This is a genomic window from Kordiimonas lipolytica (assembly GCF_001550065.1).
Genome location: NZ_LRUB01000002.1, coordinates 278,984 through 299,686, shown reverse-complemented (window position 1 = coordinate 299,686; position 20,703 = coordinate 278,984). Strand labels below are relative to the sequence as shown.

General features: G+C 56.1%; 17 protein-coding genes. 6 read left to right on the top strand and 11 right to left on the bottom strand.

Annotated elements, in window-relative coordinates:
- The first annotated feature begins 606 nt into the window (after positions 1-606).
- Complete coding sequence (locus tag KORM41_RS01540) at positions 607-3,627, top strand: TonB-dependent receptor (RefSeq protein ID WP_082719654.1); 3,021 nt, start codon at positions 607-609, stop codon at positions 3,625-3,627.
- A gap of 73 nt (positions 3,628-3,700) precedes the next feature.
- On the opposite strand, the gene KORM41_RS01535 is transcribed toward KORM41_RS01540, so the two are convergent.
- Positions 3,701-4,699 (bottom strand): hypothetical protein, encoded by a 999-nt coding sequence (locus KORM41_RS01535; RefSeq protein WP_068143664.1) that lies wholly within the window; start codon positions 4,697-4,699, stop codon positions 3,701-3,703.
- Between the two features lie 308 nt (positions 4,700-5,007).
- On the opposite strand from KORM41_RS01535, the gene KORM41_RS01530 reads away from it, so the two are divergent.
- The 5 genes from KORM41_RS01530 to KORM41_RS01510 all read left to right on the top strand — a co-directional run bounded on the left by KORM41_RS01530 (position 5,008) and on the right by KORM41_RS01510 (position 10,352).
- On the top strand, positions 5,008-5,721 hold the full coding sequence (locus KORM41_RS01530) for a phage tail protein (protein ID WP_068143662.1): 714 nt from the start codon (positions 5,008-5,010) through the stop codon (positions 5,719-5,721).
- A 134-nt stretch (positions 5,722-5,855) separates the two neighbouring features.
- Complete coding sequence (locus KORM41_RS01525) at positions 5,856-8,243, top strand: patatin-like protein (protein WP_068143661.1); 2,388 nt, start codon at positions 5,856-5,858, stop codon at positions 8,241-8,243.
- 205 nt (positions 8,244-8,448) lie between these two features.
- Positions 8,449-8,829, top strand: a complete 381-nt coding sequence (locus KORM41_RS01520) for a phage tail protein (protein ID WP_068143659.1) — start codon at positions 8,449-8,451, stop codon at positions 8,827-8,829.
- Between the two features lie 52 nt (positions 8,830-8,881).
- Positions 8,882-9,103, top strand: a complete 222-nt coding sequence (locus KORM41_RS01515) for a hypothetical protein (RefSeq protein ID WP_068143656.1) — start codon at positions 8,882-8,884, stop codon at positions 9,101-9,103.
- A 112-nt stretch (positions 9,104-9,215) separates the two neighbouring features.
- Positions 9,216-10,352 (top strand): DUF2891 domain-containing protein, encoded by a 1,137-nt coding sequence (locus tag KORM41_RS01510; RefSeq protein ID WP_068144072.1) that lies wholly within the window; start codon positions 9,216-9,218, stop codon positions 10,350-10,352.
- On the opposite strand, the gene KORM41_RS01505 is transcribed toward KORM41_RS01510, so the two are convergent.
- The 10 genes from KORM41_RS01505 to KORM41_RS01460 all read right to left on the bottom strand — a co-directional run bounded on the left by KORM41_RS01505 (position 10,336) and on the right by KORM41_RS01460 (position 20,575).
- Positions 10,336-10,929 carry a hypothetical protein gene (locus KORM41_RS01505; RefSeq protein WP_068143654.1) on the bottom strand — a complete coding sequence of 198 codons (594 nt, stop codon included), beginning with the start codon at positions 10,927-10,929 and terminating at the stop codon, positions 10,336-10,338. The two genes, KORM41_RS01510 and KORM41_RS01505, sit on opposite strands and share 17 nt — an antisense overlap.
- 11 nt (positions 10,930-10,940) lie before the next feature.
- Complete coding sequence (gene mutL, locus KORM41_RS01500) at positions 10,941-12,863, bottom strand: DNA mismatch repair endonuclease MutL (RefSeq protein WP_068143652.1); 1,923 nt, start codon at positions 12,861-12,863, stop codon at positions 10,941-10,943.
- An 81-nt stretch (positions 12,864-12,944) separates the two neighbouring features.
- Positions 12,945-13,379, bottom strand: a complete 435-nt coding sequence (locus KORM41_RS01495) for a hypothetical protein (RefSeq protein WP_068143650.1) — start codon at positions 13,377-13,379, stop codon at positions 12,945-12,947.
- Between the two features lie 5 nt (positions 13,380-13,384).
- Entirely contained in the window at positions 13,385-13,744 is a 360-nt protein-coding gene (locus tag KORM41_RS01490) for a hypothetical protein (RefSeq protein WP_156431850.1), read from the bottom strand.
- Between the two features lie 242 nt (positions 13,745-13,986).
- Positions 13,987-14,412, bottom strand: coding sequence for a DUF3035 domain-containing protein (locus KORM41_RS01485; RefSeq protein WP_068143646.1), 426 nt, complete (start codon positions 14,410-14,412; stop codon positions 13,987-13,989).
- Complete coding sequence (gene lspA, locus KORM41_RS01480) at positions 14,409-14,942, bottom strand: signal peptidase II (RefSeq protein ID WP_068143644.1); 534 nt, start codon at positions 14,940-14,942, stop codon at positions 14,409-14,411. The genes KORM41_RS01485 and lspA overlap by 4 nt, the downstream gene beginning before the upstream one ends.
- 8 nt (positions 14,943-14,950) lie before the next feature.
- Positions 14,951-17,803, bottom strand: a complete 2,853-nt coding sequence (ileS, locus tag KORM41_RS01475; RefSeq protein WP_068143642.1) for an isoleucine--tRNA ligase — start codon at positions 17,801-17,803, stop codon at positions 14,951-14,953.
- 225 nt (positions 17,804-18,028) lie between these two features.
- Positions 18,029-18,562 carry a response regulator gene (locus KORM41_RS01470; RefSeq protein WP_068143639.1) on the bottom strand — a complete coding sequence of 178 codons (534 nt, stop codon included), beginning with the start codon at positions 18,560-18,562 and terminating at the stop codon, positions 18,029-18,031.
- Between the two features lie 107 nt (positions 18,563-18,669).
- Positions 18,670-19,173, bottom strand: a complete 504-nt coding sequence (locus KORM41_RS01465; RefSeq protein WP_068143637.1) for a response regulator — start codon at positions 19,171-19,173, stop codon at positions 18,670-18,672.
- Positions 19,174-19,318: 145 nt separating this feature from the next.
- Positions 19,319-20,575 (bottom strand): hypothetical protein, encoded by a 1,257-nt coding sequence (locus tag KORM41_RS01460; protein ID WP_068143635.1) that lies wholly within the window; start codon positions 20,573-20,575, stop codon positions 19,319-19,321.
- Between the last annotated feature and the right edge of the window lie 128 nt (positions 20,576-20,703).

The window sequence follows — 20,703 nt, the reverse complement described above, 5'->3', positions numbered from 1 at the left end:
TCAGACACACGTAACAGTCATGGCAGGCGGCCGGAGGCCAACACCATGTCCACTCGACCGCCTGTTTGCCAAGGTTGCCTTTACCCTGTCGTGTCCGAAATTGTAATGGCATGCCGAGGCAACACATTCTCCGGCGCATCTGCCCTGCGCCCCCCATCCAGGGTGGATGCGCCAACCTCCTTTGCACCAGACGACCCCGACCGCCCGATGAAACAAACCAGAATGCGGGCCTCTCACACCCACGACTCCAACTTTTTTCCACAAAAGTTCTTTTTTCGGGAGGGATGGCGACCAGCGAATTGTCTTATCCGCATAAACCTATTTTTGCTACCTAACCAACAATAGCAACTAACGTATAATAAAATATACTTTGGTGCTAATGTCGACACTAAACTAAACCAATTAAATAAACGCTAAATATAATCTAAATATTGATGTGATTTTTTTACTACGTATTTGAAATTTAAGAACTTTTTATTAAGTAAAAAAGCTTCATTTCATTTGAAACCAATCGAACAAGAGGGTCTTTTCTCCTGTATGTCGCGCCGCCCGCAAGAGCGGCGGACACAGAACATAGTTCTGCCATTTCACAGAGGAGGAAAACTCATGGCAAACACATTTGGCCCGGATCGCCTTAAGGGGGCGCGATCCAAATTTCTCGGCGGCACCGCCACAGCGCTAGCGCTGATGGCAATGGGTGCAAGCACTGCCTATGCGCAGGACGCTGACGCCGACACGGACGACATCAACCTTGAAGAAATCGTGGTAACGGGTTCCCTTATTAAAAACCCAAACCTGACACGCTCAGCACCGGTATCGGTGGTTTCTACAGACGAAATGGACTACCAGCAGGCTGGCGTTGCTGAGGAACTTCTCCGTGAAATTCCTGGCATGGTTCCTTCGATTGGTGCCCAGGTAAACAACGGTAACGGCGGTTTCTCATACGTGAACCTGCGCGGTATCGGCTCCAACCGGAACGTTGTACTTCTTGACGGTCGTCGGATGTCACCATCCGAACTTCAAGGCCGTACTGACCTGAACAACATCCCACTCGCAATCGTTGACCGCGTTGACGTTCTGACTGGTGGCGCAAGCACGACATATGGTGCTGACGCCGTTGGCGGTGTTACCAACTTCATCACCAAAAAGAACTTCACCGGCGTGGAAGCCAATGTTGCATACGGCACCACTGAAAAAGGCGATGGCGACACGAAGCGCTACGAAATTACTGTTGGTGCTGACCTGGATGACGGTCGCGGCAACGCAGTGCTGAGCATCGGTTACCAGAAGTCTGACGCTGTATTCCAGGGCGACCGTGACTTCTCCGAAGACACGCTCTTCTATTGGGATGGTACTGCAGGCGGTTCCGGCCTTGGCCCCTTCAACACCCGCTTCGGTAACGTAAACCCAACAGGCGCAGACAATGCCAACCTGCCACTGGGCGGCGTTCAGGATGACCGCACATTCGCTGCGGCCTTCACTCCATTCAACTACGCACCGTTCAACGTGTTCCAGACGCCATTTGATCGTTACAATATCTATGCGTCCGCAAACTATGAAATCGCTGACGGCGTTGAGGTTTACACTCGGGCAATCTTCTCGAAACAAACTGTAAGCACATTGATTGCACCATCCGGCGCATTTGGTGATTCGGTTGTTGTATCCCTGAACCATCCATATCTGTCCGACGCTCAGCGTAACGCATTCTGTGCGTTCGATACTGACCCGACAGCAGGCGTCTATACGCCACTTTACACTCAGGCAGAGTGTGACGCAGCAGGTGCCGCTGTTGATGCGACTGACCCGAACTACCGCACCGTGAACACTCAGCTTCGCCGTCGTAACGTAGAGGGTGGCCCACGGATCAGCGACTTCAACTCTACTTACTTCGACTACCAGGCTGGTATCCGCGGTGAGCTGGGCGACACTATGAACTGGGATGTTTACGCATCCTATGGCCAAGGTGACCAGACGCAGGTTCAAAAAGGCTACTGGATGAAGTCCCGCTTCCGCCAGGCGCTGCTTGCAGGCCCGAACGGCTGTAACGACTCATCAAACGGTTGTGTACCAGCTGACTACTTCGGCCCAACAGGTTCGATCACTGAAGAAATGAATGCCTTCCTGGCTGGCGGTGAAAGTAACATCACTACCAAGTTCGACATGGGTCAGGTTGTCGGCTCCCTGTCTGGTGAGCTCGACTTCACAACGCCATGGGCTTCCGATGGCCTGAACTTCGCTGTTGGTGGCGAGTGGCGTACTTACTCCGCATCCATCGAATCCGATCTGCTGTCGCAGTCGGGCGACCTTGGTGGTGCAGGCGGTGCCCAGCCAAACACCTACGGCGGTTACAGCGTTTATGAAGCCGTGGCTGAGGTTCTTATGCCAATCGTGCAGGACGCCGATTTTGCCAAGGAACTTACTTTTGAAGCCGGCATTCGTTATTCCAACTATACTGTGGATGACGAGACCAGCCCAAAGTATGACACGACGACCTGGAAACTGGGTCTGAGCTGGACGCCGATTGATGACGTAACCGTCCGCGGTACGTTCTCACGCGCTGTTCGTGCACCAAACATCACTGAGCTGTTTGCTCCGCAGAACACTGGTCTGACCAACCTGCAAAGTGATCCATGTGCAAGCGTGAACGACCAGGGCGTAAACAGCGGCAATGTTCCAACTGGCGCACTGCGCGATGTTTGTATCGCTCAGGGTGCTCCAGCAGGTGCGATTGGCTTCATTCCACAGCCAGCAGCTGGTCAAGCTAACGGTACCTTTGGTGGTAACCTCAACCTGCAGCCAGAGAAATCTGACAGCTGGACGATCGGTATTATTCTGCAGCCTGCAGCCATTCCAGGCCTTACGGTTACTGCGGATTACTACAACATCAAGGTTGACGGCGCGATCAACGCACCAGCACCAAACGACGTGATTGATGCTTGCTTCAACAACCCAAGCACTGACAACCCAGCTTGTTCGCAAATCGGTCGTTCGCCGATTGATGGTGGTCTTTCTGGTGACAGCGCTGTTGTTTCCGGTCTGAACCTCTTCACGTCGAACAACGGTAACATCGCGACAGACGGTATTGACTTCTCCGTATCTTACGGTATGGCGATCACTGACGATATCGACTGGGATTCCCGCGTATCTGGTAACTGGACCAACAGCTCCACGTTCCAGGCTGTAACCGGCGTATCGCTCGACCGTGAGTGTGTAGGCCTCTACAGCGCGAACTGTGCTTCGATCCAGCCTGAGTTCAGCTTCAACTGGCGGAACACGTTGTCGTTCGACAAGTTTGATGTGTCCCTGAACTGGCGCCACATCAGCAGCAACAAGTATGAGTTCTACGACGACCCAACCGACCCAACGTTCACAGGTGTTCCTGAGGGCCTGACGAAAGAATCTACTTTCGGCAAGACACCAGCCTACAACCTGTTCGATATGTCGGTACGCTACCGCGTTCTGGAAAACGTGACCCTCACCGGCACGGTTTCCAACCTGTTCGATAAAGAACCACCACTGACTGGTTCCTTCATCGGCTCAACAGGCTTCAACAGCGGTAACACATATCCGTCCACGTTCGACGCCCTGGGTCGCCGCTTCAGCATCCAGGCACGCATCACCTTCTAAGGTTGATGTGACATAGCAAAAAAGGAAGGCGGGCTTTTGGCCCGCCTTTTTCTTTGGGGATCAATAAAGGGGGTCAAATAAGAGGCGCATGCAAAGCCAGGGGTACACCGGCGTTTTTCGCCACAGCCTCAGCCCAGGCATGAACCTTGTCTATCTCATCGGCATAAAGCCTCTCGCCCTCCCGACGGGCCGCATCGCGGGCGTCGGCATCAAAGGCCTGATCGTTTTTGGAGTGCTGCCTGAACACAGGCCCATCAACAAGCGCTTCAAGCTCGTCATCCGCCATGGATAGGCCAAAGTGTCGAAGCAAAGCCGCCATCATCTCCCCCGGCGCGCCCATCAGCTTTGTGCTGTCGAGTGTCCGGATTCTTGACGGACCAAACTTCTGCACAATCTGGGCAAACATGGCGTGCTGTGCCAGCCACCCGACAGCAGCAGCCTGCAGGTCGGTAAGCTGGAGGTAGTCTTCGCCCTGAAACCCGAGGTCTATCAGCCCCTCGCGCATCTGCTTGACCATTAATTCGCGAACCCATAGGCGTCCAAACATACCCTTGCGAGCGATCGAGCCCAGGAAATCCCGAAGGGGCGCATACAGGAATACGGCGTTTGAATCAGGCTTAACGTACAGCATCAGTCCGGCAAGGCCGTTCACCAAATTGGACGGCTTCACAACAACGGCTTCACCATCAGCGAAGGGGCGCGCCAGAACTGACAGCACGCCCGACATCACGCTCGCCAGCTCCTGTGGCTTTGCCCCGCGCATCCTCCATCCCGACAAATCATTGAGTATCTGCGGTTCCTTCAGCCCCATAGAAACGCCCGGAAGGTCGAAAGCGCGCGCCAGCAATGTGGAACAGCAATAGGCCGAATGAAAAATAAAATGGAGGGGAGCGCTATCGCCTGCTTGGGCTGCCACCCCCAGACCGGTCGCCCTCGGGTTTGCCGCATCCTTCAGATACTCGTCCGTCAGGAACACAGCCTCCCGGTGATCATCGCGGGAGGCGCGAATAAAATGCACATGCCCGCGCGCCGGGTCATACCGGTGCGGCCACCAATTGGGATCTACTACCATGGAATCCGTCAAGTTTCACTGCTCCTGAGTTTCTCCGCAATCTAGCGCAGCAAGCCTAAGCCGTCACCGGGTAAAACCCTTTTTAATCTTAGGTTTAGACCAACTGAGCGCACACGCCCGACATCTGCCAATGCTTGTACAACTCACGCATAACAACTTTTGCGCAAATAATTTGCACCAAAATACAATCTATAAGACATTTTCATTTGCCGCCCAGAACGCAGGCGTGCGGCAGAGGGCGGACACGAATTTCGGCAACATTTTCTGATGGCCGACATCATGCAAGGTCCAGCAACAAGGAAAACTCGATGAACACCACACCAAAGTACCGTCACTACATGCGCTTAAGTGCCTTCACGCTTGGGATTGCATCTCTTGCCCTCTCCAGCGCTGCCGGGGCCAGCTGCAATATGGAGTCTTACACAGGATCGGTTTGCCTGACTGCGGCCAGCTATTGCCCCAGAGGTACTTTGGAAGCCGACGGCCAAATACTGCCAATCAAGGAAAATATGACGCTCTATTCCCTGCTTGGAAATACCTATGGCGGCGATGGTGTCCGCACTTTCCGACTGCCAGACCTGCGCGGCAGGACACCCGTAGGCGTTGGGCAAGCCCCGGGCCTGACAAACATTACTCTTGGCGAACAGCGGGGCGCAGAAAGCGTGTACCAAACCGTTGACCAAATGCCACCGCATACCCATCAGGCTCTCTTTACGCCAAACCCAAGTGAGCCAGTCAAAGTCGAAGTCGCTGCGCAAGACGCCACCGCCCATAAAGTGACAGACAAGAACATGCTTGCCGAGCCAAACACCGGCCTGCAGCCTGGCGACGACGTAAATCTGTTTTCTGGCCCAGGCAATACGACCATCCCACTGGCCGGCGTTTCCGGGGGCACCAACACCGGCGGGACAGTGAGGGTTTCGAGCACAGGAAGCGGGCAATCAATCAATGTCGTGAGCCCACAACTTGGCCTTCGGTACTGTATCGTCACGGGTGGCATATACCCCGTGCGCCCGGACTAAAATCACGATACAGAGAAATGCGTTCTGGCCGGACCCATTCGTCCGGCCAAACAACCATTTGCGTTTCGCGCAAAAAACCGCAAACTATCCATAGGGTTGCGGACACCGCAGCTCGCATAAGGATTTAGGCGGATATGCGGGAAAAGGAACTCAGACTGGCGCTTGTATGTTATGGCGGGGCATCGCTCGCCATCTATATGAACGGCATCTCAAGCGAGGTCCTGAAACTTGTGCGCGCCTCAAAAGCCTATCACGGCGTATCCGACCGGATCGAACGTGCTGCGACCACCTTTGACAAAGCAGCGCCGAAACGCCCTTACCGTACCGACACGGAAAGCCTCTATTTTGAGCTGTTCCAGGCCATCGGGCGCAAACTTGAACTTCGGGTGATTGTGGATGTTGTCTCAGGTGCATCAGCCGGAGGCATCAACGGCATCTTCCTGGCCCGAGCCTTGGCGCACGACCTGGATTTCGATCCCCTACGAACCATGTGGCTCAACCTGGCAGACATTGAAGAACTGATGGAAGAAGACACCATCGCCGACCGCACCAGCAAACTGTGGTTTTACCCCTTCATCTGGCTTTTCGGCGGCAAGGCGTTTGGGGACCATGCGCCTGACCAGGAAACAAAGCGCAAGCTCTTCCGTTTTGTTCGCTCCCGCTGGTTCCAGCCGCCTTTTTCCGGCACCCATATGCTGACATGGATGCTGAACGCCTGCGAAAATATGGGCCAGGTAGATAGTGGCCACACACTGATGCCGCCAGGTCACAAGCTGGACCTGTTCGTCAGCCTGACCAACTTTTTCGGCCAGCCGCGGCGCATCAAGCTTCATGACCCCAAGGAAGTGCTTGAGCACCAGCACGGTGTCACGCTTAATTTCGGCTTCCGCCAGGCCGCCACCGGCGCCATGGTAAGTGACTTTGGCGACGACAACATCCCCGGCCTTGGTTTTGCCGCAAGGGCGACATCCAGCTTCCCGGGCGCCTTCCCCCCGCTCAGGTTCAAGGACCTGGAAGAACGCCTGAAGGCAAGGCGGCAACCATGGCCTGGCCGTGATGCCTTCATGACCAAGAACTTCCCCGCGCTCGTGAGCGATATGGACACCCTTTATGACATGTCCTTCATTGATGGCGGTGTCACCAACAACAAACCATTTGGCGCAGCGATCGGGGCGGTGTATGAGCGCCCGGCTCACCGCGAGGTAGACCGCCGCATCATCTATGTCGACCCCCTGCCGGACGACCCGCAAAGCCTGCTTGAGGGTCAGCGCCACAAGGAATTGCCCGGTTTCTTCCGCACGATCCTGTCTGCTCTTGCTGAAATCCCGCGCCGTGAGCCGATATATGAGGACCTGCGCGCCATCGACAAGCAGAATAAAAACGCCCGCCGGTTCGAGGCCACGCTGCAATCGGCAGAAGCACAGGTCAACCGCCTAGTTGACAAGGTGCTGAACCTGGACCAGGAGCGCAAGGTGGACACCGCCATGCTTGCCAGCTGGCGTGAGCGCGCGCACGAAGAAGCGCACAAGCACACAGGCTTCAGCTATTCAAGCTATATGCAGTCAAAGACCGTTCGCATGTTCGAGCGGCTCGCGCAGCTGATGGTGGAAGGTGCGGCACTTCGCGGCGTGAAGTTATCAGAATCCGACATGTTTGAGGCCCTGCGGCAGTGGGCCGAACGCAAAGGCATGTTGTGCCCCGAAGGCGGCGTCGTGGATATCGTGCCTGAACAAGGTCAGCAGCACCATGTGCGGCGTTTGCGTGAACTGGATGTAGACTACCGCATCCGGCGCTTGCGCTTTGTGATCATGAAGCTGAACCGTTTCATGCAGCAAGACAACCAGAGCCACCTGGTGGAACCGGTCAAGAAAATCAAGCGCCAGATCTATACCATGCTGGAAAGCTACCGTACCCGCTGGGCACCCGAGCATTTTGACGAGGCCATCTTCGAGCGTCTGGTCACACAACCAGTTGATGACATGGCCATCACAGCCTTTCTTGATTCCGTCGCCAAGGCGATGGAACTTGAAGACCTGGACTATGAGCAGGACGAAACTTTCGCGCTGGCGCTTTCCGTACTGCCACAGAATGCGCTTCGCCTGACGCTGTTCCGCGCCTATGTGGGGTATGCCTTCTATGACGTGCTTATGCTGCCCATGAGCCAAGGCGCCGACCTGCTGGAGGTGGATGAAATCCGTGTCGCGCGCATCAGCCCGCTGGACTGTGAAAACATGCAGGAAACCCACGACCAGCAACCGCTTCTGGGCACGCAGCTCTATAACTTTGGCGCCTTCTTCAGCCGCAAGGCGCGCGAAAATGACTATATCTGGGGCCGCCTCCATGCTGCCAGCAGGCTGGTCGACTTTATGCTGGATGCCGCAGGCGACGACCCGTTACCGGCGGACTATGACCTTGAAGGCTTCAAGAAGCGGCTGTTCTTGACGATCCTAGAGACCGAAGAAGCCCACATGGAAGAAAGCAAAGCCCTGATCAAGGGTCTGAAAGCACGCTTCAGTGCCTGACCTTCCTTGCCGAAACCTTGCCCAATGACATCACCCGAAAGCACAACCTGAAAAAGCATATATTTATTTAATGCCCTTTTTGGTTGTTCCGCTTCACCCTACAATCGCTTTGCAGTACCGCATTTGGGGGCGGCACTGCCCCCTGTCTTGAGTTGCATATATGGGCGCGCACGCTGCCCTCCCTCCCCCTGCACGGAGACCAACAATGACACTTAAGATCACCCACCTAGCCGTATGCGCTGTCATCGGCACCGCCGCCAGCCTTTTCACCACTGACAAGGCCCAGGCAGGCTGCAAGCCAGAGTATTCCTACATTGGCGACATCTGCATGACCGGCGCGAGTTATTGTCCTGTCGGCACTGCTCAGGCCAGGGGGCAGCTGATTGAAATTACCGCAAACCCGGAACTTTATGCCGTATATGGCAACAGTTATGGCGGGGACGGCGTGAAGACATTTGCCCTGCCAAATCTTGCCATGCGTTCCCCTGTTGGGGTTGGCGAATTTGTCCCCACACCATATGGAGGGGGGAGCCTACGGAACCCGTGTCGGAGTCAACCTTGGGCGCGTGTACGTCAATCAAAATGAAAATCAACTAGCGTATCATACGCACACAGCTACGGTCTCATCGGACGCGGCGATGACCGCCCCTCATGCCCATATGGCGCCCGAACCTGACATGCAAACCGAGGCAGAGGAAATGAGCTCTCCGGAGGAAACAACCACCGTGACCATCGCACCCACTGGTTCTGGCTCGGATATGGCCATCGTGGGACCACGCCTGACAGTCAATTACTGCGTCATGTTGGAAGGTGACTTTCCGCCCCGCTTTGAAGACGACGCCGAAAAATCTCCTGAATGATCTTCTGAATATGTTTTGGCCCGGTCAAGTGCTGGCCGGGCCAATCTGCCCCTTCACCGTGGCGTCTCGCCCGCTATGGTGCTATGGGTTGGAAAAGCAATCCACGGGGAGGATACCGGTGAAAAAATCAGCACTCACACTTGCACTTCTGGGCGGGCTGACGCTGACGGCCTGCGACGATGGCGCCAAACATGATACAGCGGACATCTCCCTGCCGCCTGCCCGCGAAGGCGTGGTGACAGACCGGTTCGCCCGTATGGCGCTTGGCTGCATTCACCGGGAATACCCGAACAAGATCAGCCATGTGTTGAATTCCGATGCTGACGTAGGTGCGCCGCGGGACCTGACACCCGCCTTCTATGGCTGCTTCGACTGGCACTCCTCAGTCCATGGCCACTGGCTTCTGGTGCGCCTGATCAAACAGGACCCAGAAGGCCCGTTTGCAGAGATTGCAACAGACGCGCTGGCAGAAAGCTTCACGGCTAAGAACATCGAAGCCGAAGTCGCTTATTATATGGCGGAAGGCCGCAAGGGGTTCGAGCGCCCCTACGGCATCGCCTGGTACCTGCAACTGGTGGCGGAACTGCATGAAAGCAGTGACCCGTTGCACCAGAAATGGCGGGAAACCCTGCGCCCGCTTGAAGACGCGATTGTAGCCAAGATGACTGCATGGCTGCCGAAGCTTGCCTATCCCGTGCGCCTTGGCACCCACAACCAAAGTGCTTTCGCCTTTGGCCTGATGCTGGATTACGCCCGCACGGTGGATGACGGTGCATTTGAGGCGCTGCTTACCGAACGCACGCTGGATTTTTATGAGGACGATACAAGCTGCCCCATCGGCTATGAGCCTTCGGGCGAAGATTTCCTCTCCCCCTGCCTGATGGAGGCTGACCTGATGCGCCGGGTGATGAACCAGGCGGACTTCGCCGTTTGGCTGGGGCGCTTCCTGCCGCGCATCCCCAGAAACGGCAAGGGCGATTGGCTTGAGCCCGCGATTGTGAAAGACGCGACGGACGGCAAGCTGGTGCATCTGGACGGCGTGAACCTTTCCCGCGCCTGGGCGCTGGAAGGCATTGCCTCAGCGCTGCCGCAAGGCGACCCCCGCAAGGCGTCGCTTCTTGCCGCCGCCAGCATCCATAAGGACACCGGCATCAAGGCCGTAAGCGACGAGCATTATGCCGGCAGCCACTGGCTCGCCAGCTTCGCAACCTATCTGGAGACGAAACGGGGGATTAATGAAAATCTATGAAGTTATAGAAAAAAAAGCCTGCCGCGAACGTTTCTCCGCCGTAAAAGCCTTTTGGGAAATATAAACTTGGCACAGGAGGCAATCGATGCTCCTCACCTCTCCTAGAATAGAAACAAGCGAGTGCAATGTACAATGCGCCCATTGCATTGAGGACATTCTTAAGATTGCCTTCTTGGAATTCTGTATGCCGACTATGTTTTATACCATTGTGCCCCTTCCACCAATTTGGCCGCTTTGGTTCATCGTCCAGCCAATTTGACCAAGGAGTTAGCATCAACCCAAATCGGGGAATACTCACCTCCTTAGAGGCAAACTTTGGAAGGAGTTCACTAACAACCTCTCGGTAGGTTTCAATGTTAGGATTTGCGGGAAGCTTTTTTCCCAAAGAACTACAAATTTGCTTCATGGCAGCGTCGACTTCGCCACATGCAGACACTAAAAGTCGGGATAATTCGAGTGAATAGGTCTCGTAGTTGTCCTCGTGGAATTCTATATACCGAGCAATCTGGGCAAGGTCATTTTCTAGCATCAAAAAGTAATTCCAATGCTTCGGCACTTCGGATTGAGGAATGCTCATTCTCCGTCTCCCTATCTTCTCCCGAACAGCTTCTCGATATCGCTGAGCTTCAGCTCCACGTATGTCGGGCGGCCATGGTTGCACTGGCCGGAATGCGGCGTGGCTTCCATCTCGCGCAACAATGCATTCATCTCGTCCACGGTCAGCCTGCGGCCCGCGCGCACGCTGCCGTGGCAGGCCATGGTGCCGCACACCTCTTCAAGGCTTTCCTTTAAGCTCAGCGCTTCATCAAGGTCTGTCAGCTCATCGGCCAGATCGCGCACAAGGCCCGGCACGTCCAGCTTGCCGAGCATCGCGGGCACTTCACGCACCACCACGGCCCCTTCACCGAAAGGCTCGATCACCAACCCCAAAGCTTCAAGCTCATCAATGCGCTTGAGAAGGCGCTCCGCCGGGCCGTCTTCAAGTTCCACCACTTCCGGCAGCAGCAGGCTTTGCCGCGCCACGCCGGTAGCTGCGATCTGTTTTTTCATGCGTTCATAAACCAGCCGTTCGTGGGCCGCGTGCTGGTCAACGATCACGATGCCGTCGGCGGTTTGGCTAACGATATAAGTGGCGTGCACTTGCCCCCGCGCGGTCCCCAGAGGGAAATCTTGGGGGAGGTCCTGCGGCGCAGATTGCGGCACATCCGCCGCCCGCGCGCCATAGGTGGCCTGCTCGTCAATCGGGCGGGCGGAAGGTGCTGCCATATCGCCCGTGCGGTCGAACGCCAGCTGGCTTTCCCGCATCTCGCCATATGACCCGGCGGACGGGCTATACATCTGTTCGGCGACTTCGTTAAATCCAGCAGGCAAGGTTGGGCGCTCGTGCGGGCGACCCATCGGCAGGGAGGAAAGCCCCGTGTGTGGGCGCATGGCACCAAGCGCTGCGCCTGCGACGGTCGTCGACGCCCGGTGCCCGGCTGCAGCGAGCGCGTGCCTGAGCGCGGAGACAATAAGGCCCCGCACAAGGCCAGCGTCCTTGAAACGAACCTCTGCCTTGGCGGGGTGCACATTCACGTCCACAAAGCTTGAGGGTACATCGAGGAACAGCGCCAGAATGGGGTGGCGGTCCCGCGCCAGATAGTCCTGGTACGCGCCGCGTACGGCCCCGTTCAACAGCTTGTCTTTGACCGGCCTGCCATTGACGAAAAGATACTGGTGCTGGGCATTGCCGCGCGAATAGGTTGGCAGGCCCGCAAAACCGGTCAGGCGAAGCTCCTCTCGCTCGGCATCAATCTCAAGCGCGTTTTCACGGAATTCCTTGCCAAGGATCGCGCCCAGCCGCTCCAGCCGTACATCACCCGTGAGGCTTGTCACCTGCGGGGCGCGGAAGGTGGTGCGGTCCCCGTCAGACAGGGTGAAGGCCACATCCGGGTGCGCCATCGCCAGCCGCTTGATCACGTCGCCTGCCTGGGCATATTCCGTGCGCGCCGTTTTCATGAACTTCAGCCGCGCGGGCGTGGAATAAAACAGGTCCCGCACTTCGATGCGGGTGCCTGTGGTGAGCGCCGCGGGCTCCACCGCGTGCTTTTGCCCGCCTTCTACGCGCACGGCCCAGGCCTCATTTGTGCCCCTGGCTTTCGATGTAACGGTGAGCCGAGCTACCGCGCCAATGGACGCCAGCGCCTCGCCCCGGAAACCAAGCGAGGCGATATTGACCAGATCGTCATCCTTCAGCTTGGAAGTTGCGTGGCGCTCCACCGCAAGACTCAGCTCTTCAGCATCCATGCCGCGGCCATCATCCACCACCTGGATAAGCGCCTTGCCGCCATCGCGCATCACAACATCAATGCGGGTAGCGCCAGCGTCGACCGAATTCTCCACCAGTTCCTTGACGGCACTCGCGGGCCGTTCGACCACCTCACCTGCCGCAATGCGGTTGATGGTGCGTTCGCTCAGCAGGTGGATGATGCCTGCCTGTTTCGGAAGATCATGTCTGTTCTGGCTTGTCATGGCGCGACCCTATCAGGGTTTTCTGGGCCATGGAAGAGCCGCCAAGCGCAATTTATCGCCAGCAGCAAAAGGGGCTGAAACTTAGTTTGAAATCAGGAAGGGCGCGGCGCGATAAAGCCTGATCTCTTCCTCGTCACAGTGGCAGTGATGGTGCCTGCCCATGCGCTCAACAAGCTTATCGCGCACACGGTCATAAACCTGTGATTCGAAGATGATACGGTCTTCTTCGCTCATTTTTTCGAGGTCGCTATGGTCGAGGTTCTTTTCGGCCATCAGGTCATGGCGGGCCTGGTCATAAAGGCCAAGATGCCGAACACGCAACATCCAGGCAATGGGATCAAACCCCTCGGCTTTCTGGGCAAAATCGGCCTTCACACGCGCCTTTCCCGCGGCATCAAAAGCCTGCAGATACTCACTGAAGGCTTCTCGGGTGCCTTCTTTGGGTTGAGGCGCGCTTGTGTCCGCTGTGCTGTCAGGCGAAGGAGCCAGGCCTGGAAATGATGGAATTATTTTCATGGGGCCTACTCCGGATCCGGAATTGTAACCACCCTGTACATATTCTGCTTTTTCCGCTCCAGCTCGAGCTCTTCATACGCCCTGACCGCCTGCGCCATGTCTTCCTTGCGCATACTGTTGATAACACGAGCTTCAAAAACGGCGCGCTCGGATGCTTTCATTTCATAGAGGTCATCAACGGTCAGGCCTTCTTCTTCCAGAAGGTCCTTCTTGGCGACCATATAGGCGTCAAGTTCTAGGGCACGCATTGCCCACCCAACCACGCCCAACTCGGCAATACCGTTCCTCTGGTGGGCAATAATGCGCGTCTCACCCGTCCCGTCGAACTGCTCCATGAGAGCGCGAAAATCTCGAACTGTATCCATGACCCCCGTCTTGGTTCCGGTTCTTCCAAAAGATTCAGTATGTTGCGTACTGGCGTCTGTTTTTGCGATGTCCATATCACTTGTCCTCGTAACGCAACCGGCGCGATTCTATAAGCAACGGGCGTGCCAAATGCGCATAGCATTTTGGTTGAGGATGGACGAGGCGTTCAGCCAGGAGAGCAGGCACAAAAAAAGCCGCAGCATCAACGCCTGCGGCTTTCCCATACTCTATAGCGCTAGTTTCAGCTGCCAGAAGACACCCGGCGTACAGACACATTGTCGGTCCGGAACTCACGCTCTTCGGCGTCAAGAATATCCGCCAGCAGGAGAGTTTTCTTCACGACAGCCAGGTCCTTCTGGCCAACATTGGAGCGCACGTCCGGCTCGCTTGGGCCAACGCGGGACAAGAGATCACGCTCAGAGTCAGACTTTGGCTCAGACCGCTTGAATTTCTTACCTGGGAACAGCGCTTCGTAAGCCTGGCCGCTGGCATCAATCGTCTGAGCGTTCGGCTCACCCGGACGTGGCGGCGACAGGTCTGCTTCCGGCGGCACCACAAGCGGCGCACGGCTGACAACTTCAAACTCGTCGGGGCTGTTTTTACCGCCACCGCATGCCGCAAGCGTCAGGGCAGCCGCACCGATAAACAAAACAGACTTGAGGTTCATGAACTCTCTCCTTTGTGGTCGGCCGTACTGTCGCCGACCTTTTGGGCATTTTTAGGGCCTTTCTTGTCTGGCCGCAACCCATCAATAAGCAGAAGCACCACACCAATGGTAATTGCCGCGTCCGCCACATTGAAAACATAGAAGCTGTAGCCCAACGCATGCAGGTGCACAAAGTCCACCACGGCACCATGCAGGAAGCGGTCAATGATGTTGCCAATGGCGCCGCCCAGGATCAACGCGAGCCCCCAGGCTTCCACTTTCTTGGCCGTATCAAACAGCCATTTCGCCACCCACAGGCTGATTAGCCCGGTCAGAACAATGATGCCCCATCTCCCAAGGGATTCGCCAAGCGGGATACCCATTGAAATGCCACGGTTCCAGACCATGGAGAAATTCAGGAAAGGCAGCAGCTCAATACTGCCTTTCTCTGGCAAACGGAGGCCTTCGAGAATCCACCATTTCGAGAGCTGGTCGGCCACAAGCAAACCCGCAGCCGCCAAAAGCCCTTTTCTGAAATATGGCCCCGCCATCAGGGTGATTAGCCCGCAGCCTGGGCATCAAGCCCTGCTACAGCATCCGCACAGCGGTTGCACAGCTCACCGTGGGCGGATACTTCTTCGGACACCACCCAGCAGCGCTCGCATTTGTCACCACTTGCAGCCGCCGTTACCACGGCAACCCCTTTGACATCCTCGAGGGTAAAGGCACCCTCTGGGGCATCTGCCTCAATGATGCGGCCTGAGGAAGTGATCATCAGCTCCCCGAGGTCAAGACCCGCCAGTGCGTCCACATAAGCGTGGTCGGCCACATAAACGGCCACATCCGCCTGCAGACTGGAGCCGATACGTTTCTCACGGCGGTCCAGTTCAAGCGCACCAGTGACCACACGGCGCAAGCGGCGGATCATGGTCCATTTCTCTGCCAGTGCGTCGTTTTTCCAGTCGGCTGGTGTTTCAGGCCACATCTGACGGTGCACGCTCTGGGCGTCATCTCCGAACCTGGACAGCCAGACTTCCTCGGCCGTGAAGGCAAGGATCGGCGCGAACCAGGTAGTAAGACGCATGAAGACTTCATCCAGCACCGTGCGCACAGCGCGGCGACGACTGCTGTTCGCTGCATCGCAGTAAAGCGCGTCTTTGCGGATGTCGAAATAGAAGCTTGAGAGCTCAACGATACAGAACTGATAGAGCGCCTGGAAAATCGGGTTGTAATCGAAATGGTTCGCACGATCCCGGATCAGGGCGTCAATCTCCGCCAGGCGATGCAGCACATACCGCTCAAGTTCTGGCATCTGGGCTGCCGGCAGCCGCTCTTCTTCCGTGAAGCCGTCAAGATTGCCCAGCAGATAGCGCATGGTATTGCGGATCTTCCTGTAGGCATCTACCTGCCCCTGGATGATCTGGTCGCCGATGCGCACATCTTCCATATAGTTCACCGACGTCACCCAAAGACGCAGGATATCTGCACCATATTGCTGGATGATTTTCTGTGGCGCCACGGTGTTACCGAGCGACTTGGACATTTTGCGGCCTTCGCCGTCCATGGTGAAGCCGTGGGTCAGAACATTCTTGTAAGGCGCATGGCCACGCGTACCGCAGCTTTCAAGAAGGCTCGACTGGAACCAACCGCGGTGCTGGTCTGACCCTTCCAAATACAGGTCCGCTGGGCTCTGCAACTCCTCACGCTGTTCGCAGACGAACGCGTGCGTCGAACCACTATCGAACCAAACATCCAGGATATCGTGCACCTGCTCAAAATCTTCGGCGTCATATTTGTCGCCCAGGAACTCCTGCGCTGGTACAGCAACCCATGCATCCGCGCCACCTTCCTTGACGGCGGCAATGATGCGGGCATTGACATCTGCGTCCTGTAGCAGCTCGCCGGTCGCCTTGTTCACGAAGACTGTGATCGGCACGCCCCAGGCCCGCTGGCGCGAGATTACCCAATCAGGCCGGTCCGCAACCATGGCCCTGATGCGGTTCTTGGAAATGGCAGGGTACCAGTTGGTATCTTCAATGCCTTGAAGCGCCTTTGCGCGTAGGTCCGTTTTCTCCATGGAGATGAACCATTGCGGCGTATTGCGGAAAATCAGCGGTGCCTTGGAGCGCCAACTGTGTGGGTAGCTGTGCGTCAGATGGCCTTTCGCCATCAGCGCGCTGGCATCAGTAAGCAGCTCACATACCTTTTCGGCAACCTTATAGACATGCTCGCCTGCCACCAGCGGAACATGCTCATAATAGCACCCGCTTTCGTCGACCGTGTAAGGCACTTCAATACCGAACTTCACATGGGCAACCTGATAGTCGTCGTCACCATGGCCAGGGGCTGTGTGCACGAAACCGGTACCAGCCTCGGTGGTTACATGGTCGCCCGGCAGCATCGGCACATCAAAGTCATAACCCCGGTTGCCGTCTTTGTGACCGCGCCATGGGTGCGCGAGGATAGCGCCCTCAAAGGCGCTGCCCTTCAGGTGGCTGATCACAAGATAGTTCTCAATGCCCGCACGCTTGACGAAATCCAGAAGCAGAGCTTCGGCAACGACAACACGGTCACCTTCCGCCATCAGGGCGCCCTCGCCCACTTCTGTGGCTTCGACCACCACATAGTCGATATCGGGACCATAGCAGACAGCACGGTTTGCCGGGATGGTCCAAGGGGTGGTGGTCCAGATAACAACCCGCGCACCCTCAAGATCCTCGTGTGTCGCTTTAAGGAATGGAAAAGCCACATCGATCTGCACGCTTGTATGGTCGTGGTATTCGACCTCAGCTTCCGCTAGTGCTGTTTTCTCAACTGGCGACCACATCACCGGTTTGGAACCGCGGTAGAGCGCGCCAGAGGTTGAAAACTTCAGAAGTTCTTCAACGATCTGCGCTTCTGCGTCAAAGTCCATCGTCAGGTAGGGCTTTTCCCAGTTGCCGAAGATGCCAAGACGCTTGAACTCTTCGCGCTGCACATCGATCCACTCGTCGGCGAAGGCGCGGCATTCCTTGCGGAACTCAACAGGGTCCACATCGTCCTTGTTTTTCTTTTTCTTGCGGTATTTTTCCTCGATCTTCCATTCGATCGGCAGTCCGTGGCAATCCCAGCCGGGCACATACGGGGCATCCTTGCCCTGCATCTGCTGCGACTTGACGATCACGTCCTTGAGGATCTTGTTCATCGCGTGGCCGATATGGATGTTGCCATTGGCATACGGAGGGCCATCATGCAGCACGAACTTGTCGCGGCCCTTCGCGTCCTCGCGCAGGGTCTTGTAGATGGCATCTTTTTCCCAGCGCTTCAGAAACTCTGGCTCGCGCTGCGGCAGGCCCGCGCGCATGGGGAAATCTGTTTTCGGCAGGAAGACGGTATCGCGATAATCGCGCTTTTCACTATTGTCGGCAGACATGACTGTTTGTCTCGCTCTTGATAAATGGGGCCGCCTTGAAATTGCGTCGCACCCAATTGAATTCTGGAAAATGTGTAAACTTAAAACCCCGGTCGCTAGTCTATTAGCGCCGGGCCAGTAATTCGAATAATGATGCCAGCGCGAGGCCAGCCATATTTACTGTGGGTTTGCATGGCCGCACTTTTATCAATCTTGACCGGAAGTGTCGAGCGGAAAGGCGGTCTTTTAAAGCCCCTTGAAGACCTTTTTCTGGTTGGCAACCGGGAAAACACCTTGCTGCTTCTTCCGGCGCTCGGGCCCGGAATAGCTTCCCCCACCCACACGGCGATCAGGGCCATAATAGCCTGTCACACGAATGAAGGGCTTTGGGTGCGACAGGATATCTTCCAGATTCTTCACCAGGCTTGCCGTGGTGAAAGGCATCACCACCATTTTGTTGACACCTGCATCACGCGCCTGATGGACGCTTTCACGGTCCGGGTCCTTAAGCGCATATATGATGGGCGCAACAGAGATTGGCGCATTCATCATGCGGATAAAACGGCAGAAATCGATGCCGCCTATGTCAGGGAAAGTGTCTTCAATTAGCAGAAGGTTGAACTGTTCCGCTTTCATCTTTTCCATGGCATCGCGATTGTTTTCAGCAACCTGATAGCTTATGGCCCCTTGTTCCTTGAACACAGCCCGCGCACCAATGGCAGCCTGGCCATTGGCCATAGCGATCAGCACTCGAAGATCGGATTTCTCGCCCAGCCTCACGCGCGGCCCTCCCAGACAGACTTATATGTTTGACGTCTTTCGTCATATAAGACGCAGGCAGCTAACTCAAGCGCGGCTTATAATTTTCATTAATGGACTTGCCGGGATCAGCTCTTCACGCCACGGAGAATCTTCATTTGGGTGGCCCGGTCGATTGAAGTCGGCGTTTTCGAGCGACGGTCAACACCACCTGGGGGTGGCACACTCCGGGTCCGGCGATCCGGCCCATTATAGCTGGTGTCCTGGATAATGGGACGCGGATCATTTGCCGCATCCTCCATTGCCTTGATCAGGCTAGCGCCGGAGAATGGCATCACTGCAATCTTGGTGGCTCCGGCATCCCGAGCCGCAATCACCTTTTTCTGGTTCGGCTCATGAATGCCGAAAATAACCGGCGCCACAGCCATCGGGCTGTTGGTCAGGCGGAGGAACCGGCAGAAATCTATGCCCCCCAGGTCAGGGAAATGCTCGTCGATCACCAGCATATTATAGCTATGATCCAGCATCATCTCCACCGCGTCGCGGTTATTGGCGGGCGTAAAGACGCCCACCCGCCGCCTGAGCAGGATATCTTTCAGGCTTGCAGCCGCTTGAGCGTTCCCAAGCGCCATTAAGACATGAAGATTGGCCAGACTGTCTATTGGACCGCTAATCGCGTCACCTCCAAAGTGGTTTCACGACCAGCCTAAGGTGCCATGATTAAAGGTGCGTTAATCACGTTGAACAGCACCACCAAATAGCGCGGGCACCCCGGCGCTAGATGGCATCAATAATGGCCTGTACCACTTCGACCTCTTCTTCAACAAGCAGCAGCTTCTTACCAAGAGGCACCGTGATCTTGGTTTTGCGGTCTAGGTTGTCTGTCACCCAGATTGCAGCATCAACACTACCCACTTCCGTGCCGGTAAAGTTGACGAGCTTGTAATATTTGGCGGGCAGGTTCTGGATCAGTTTCTCCAGAATCTGCTTCTGGCCCGAGGACTCCTGCTGGCGCGTACGGGTATGGGTTGTTTTTTGCGAAAAAGGGCTTCCGATTTCGACATCCAGCGCGGACACGGACGGAATGCTCCAGGTGCGTTCCTTGCCCTGCTGGTCCACCAGAAGATTCCTGTTTGTGTTGGAGGACTGGAAATCCATTTCGTAAGTCCCAAAAGGGCCCTCCCCGTCTCGATCCACAAGCTCGAAGTCCAAGGCAAAGATCACTTCGCTCGTTGACCCGGCATCGATGTAGTTGCCCGTAGGGGTCAAGCTGGTGACCATGCCGAAGCTGTCCAGATATTTGCTGGAATCACCTGAGAAGCTTGTCGCGCCGATATTGATAATGTTGCGCCAGATATCGAGCCCATCGCGAAGCTTGAGAGATAGCGGCGTTTTAAAGATACCAACCTGATAGTCGCTGCCTGTATTGATCCCCACCAGTTCACCCTCAATATCCTCAACTGTTGGGTCAACCAGCTGCTGAATGGGCCTCATACGGCCGCAATCATCGGGCAGATACAGTCGCAGTAACTGGCCGTCATTGTTCGTGCCCTTGAAATAGAAACCCACAATCCGAGTACCGTATTTCTTGTGGCTGGCACCACGGCGGGCCACCGAATAGAAAGTGCCAATCTCAATGATTGTATTGAAGTCGGCAAAAGTCAGCTGGCTTCGCTGCAAGCTCGACGAAGTCAGTCCAATCGACCTGCGACGGCCACCATCGGCCAATCCTTCAACGCCCTGCAAAGGCGCAAGTCCTGACACATCTGTCGAGGCGCGGAAAAAATAATTCAACTGCGTGAATATCAGTTGCTCCGGCTCCCCCCTGTTCAGGAGCTCGGCCCCTTTCAGGTCACCGAAAACATCAATCACCTGGACGTTCGCGACATCGCCCACCGCCTTGATCCGGTTGCTGATCGCCGTATTGACCGCGTTGACAACATTGGTCCGACTTTGGGCAGCTGTTGGTGGGTTGCCCTCTGTCCCTGGGCCGTAGGCTGGTACCGCATCTTCGCCATTGAAGGTGATAATCATTTCCGCTCTCCCTGATCCTGGTCAAGCCGCCAAGAGGGCGGCGCTTTTGAATAGAAACGGAAACAGGAGGCCTCTGTGAACCACAGGCACAAAGAAGCCCGGCCCCTTCCGGCACCAGGCTTCCACTT

Coding starts and splice junctions, on each gene's coding strand:
- KORM41_RS01540 (WP_082719654.1), top strand. CDS start 607: ATGGCAAACACATTTGGCCCGGATCGCCTTAAGGGGGCGCGATCCAAA.
- KORM41_RS01535 (WP_068143664.1), bottom strand. CDS start 4,699: ATGGTAGTAGATCCCAATTGGTGGCCGCACCGGTATGACCCGGCGCGC.
- KORM41_RS01530 (WP_068143662.1), top strand. CDS start 5,008: ATGAACACCACACCAAAGTACCGTCACTACATGCGCTTAAGTGCCTTC.
- KORM41_RS01525 (WP_068143661.1), top strand. CDS start 5,856: ATGCGGGAAAAGGAACTCAGACTGGCGCTTGTATGTTATGGCGGGGCA.
- KORM41_RS01520 (WP_068143659.1), top strand. CDS start 8,449: ATGACACTTAAGATCACCCACCTAGCCGTATGCGCTGTCATCGGCACC.
- KORM41_RS01515 (WP_068143656.1), top strand. CDS start 8,882: ATGACCGCCCCTCATGCCCATATGGCGCCCGAACCTGACATGCAAACC.
- KORM41_RS01505 (WP_068143654.1), bottom strand. CDS start 10,929: ATGAGCATTCCTCAATCCGAAGTGCCGAAGCATTGGAATTACTTTTTG.
- mutL (WP_068143652.1), bottom strand. CDS start 12,863: ATGACAAGCCAGAACAGACATGATCTTCCGAAACAGGCAGGCATCATC.
- KORM41_RS01495 (WP_068143650.1), bottom strand. CDS start 13,379: ATGAAAATAATTCCATCATTTCCAGGCCTGGCTCCTTCGCCTGACAGC.
- KORM41_RS01490 (WP_156431850.1), bottom strand. CDS start 13,744: ATGGATACAGTTCGAGATTTTCGCGCTCTCATGGAGCAGTTCGACGGG.
- KORM41_RS01485 (WP_068143646.1), bottom strand. CDS start 14,412: ATGAACCTCAAGTCTGTTTTGTTTATCGGTGCGGCTGCCCTGACGCTT.
- lspA (WP_068143644.1), bottom strand. CDS start 14,942: ATGGCGGGGCCATATTTCAGAAAAGGGCTTTTGGCGGCTGCGGGTTTG.
- ileS (WP_068143642.1), bottom strand. CDS start 17,803: ATGTCTGCCGACAATAGTGAAAAGCGCGATTATCGCGATACCGTCTTC.
- KORM41_RS01465 (WP_068143637.1), bottom strand. CDS start 19,173: ATGGCGCTTGGGAACGCTCAAGCGGCTGCAAGCCTGAAAGATATCCTG.
- KORM41_RS01460 (WP_068143635.1), bottom strand. CDS start 20,575: ATGATTATCACCTTCAATGGCGAAGATGCGGTACCAGCCTACGGCCCA.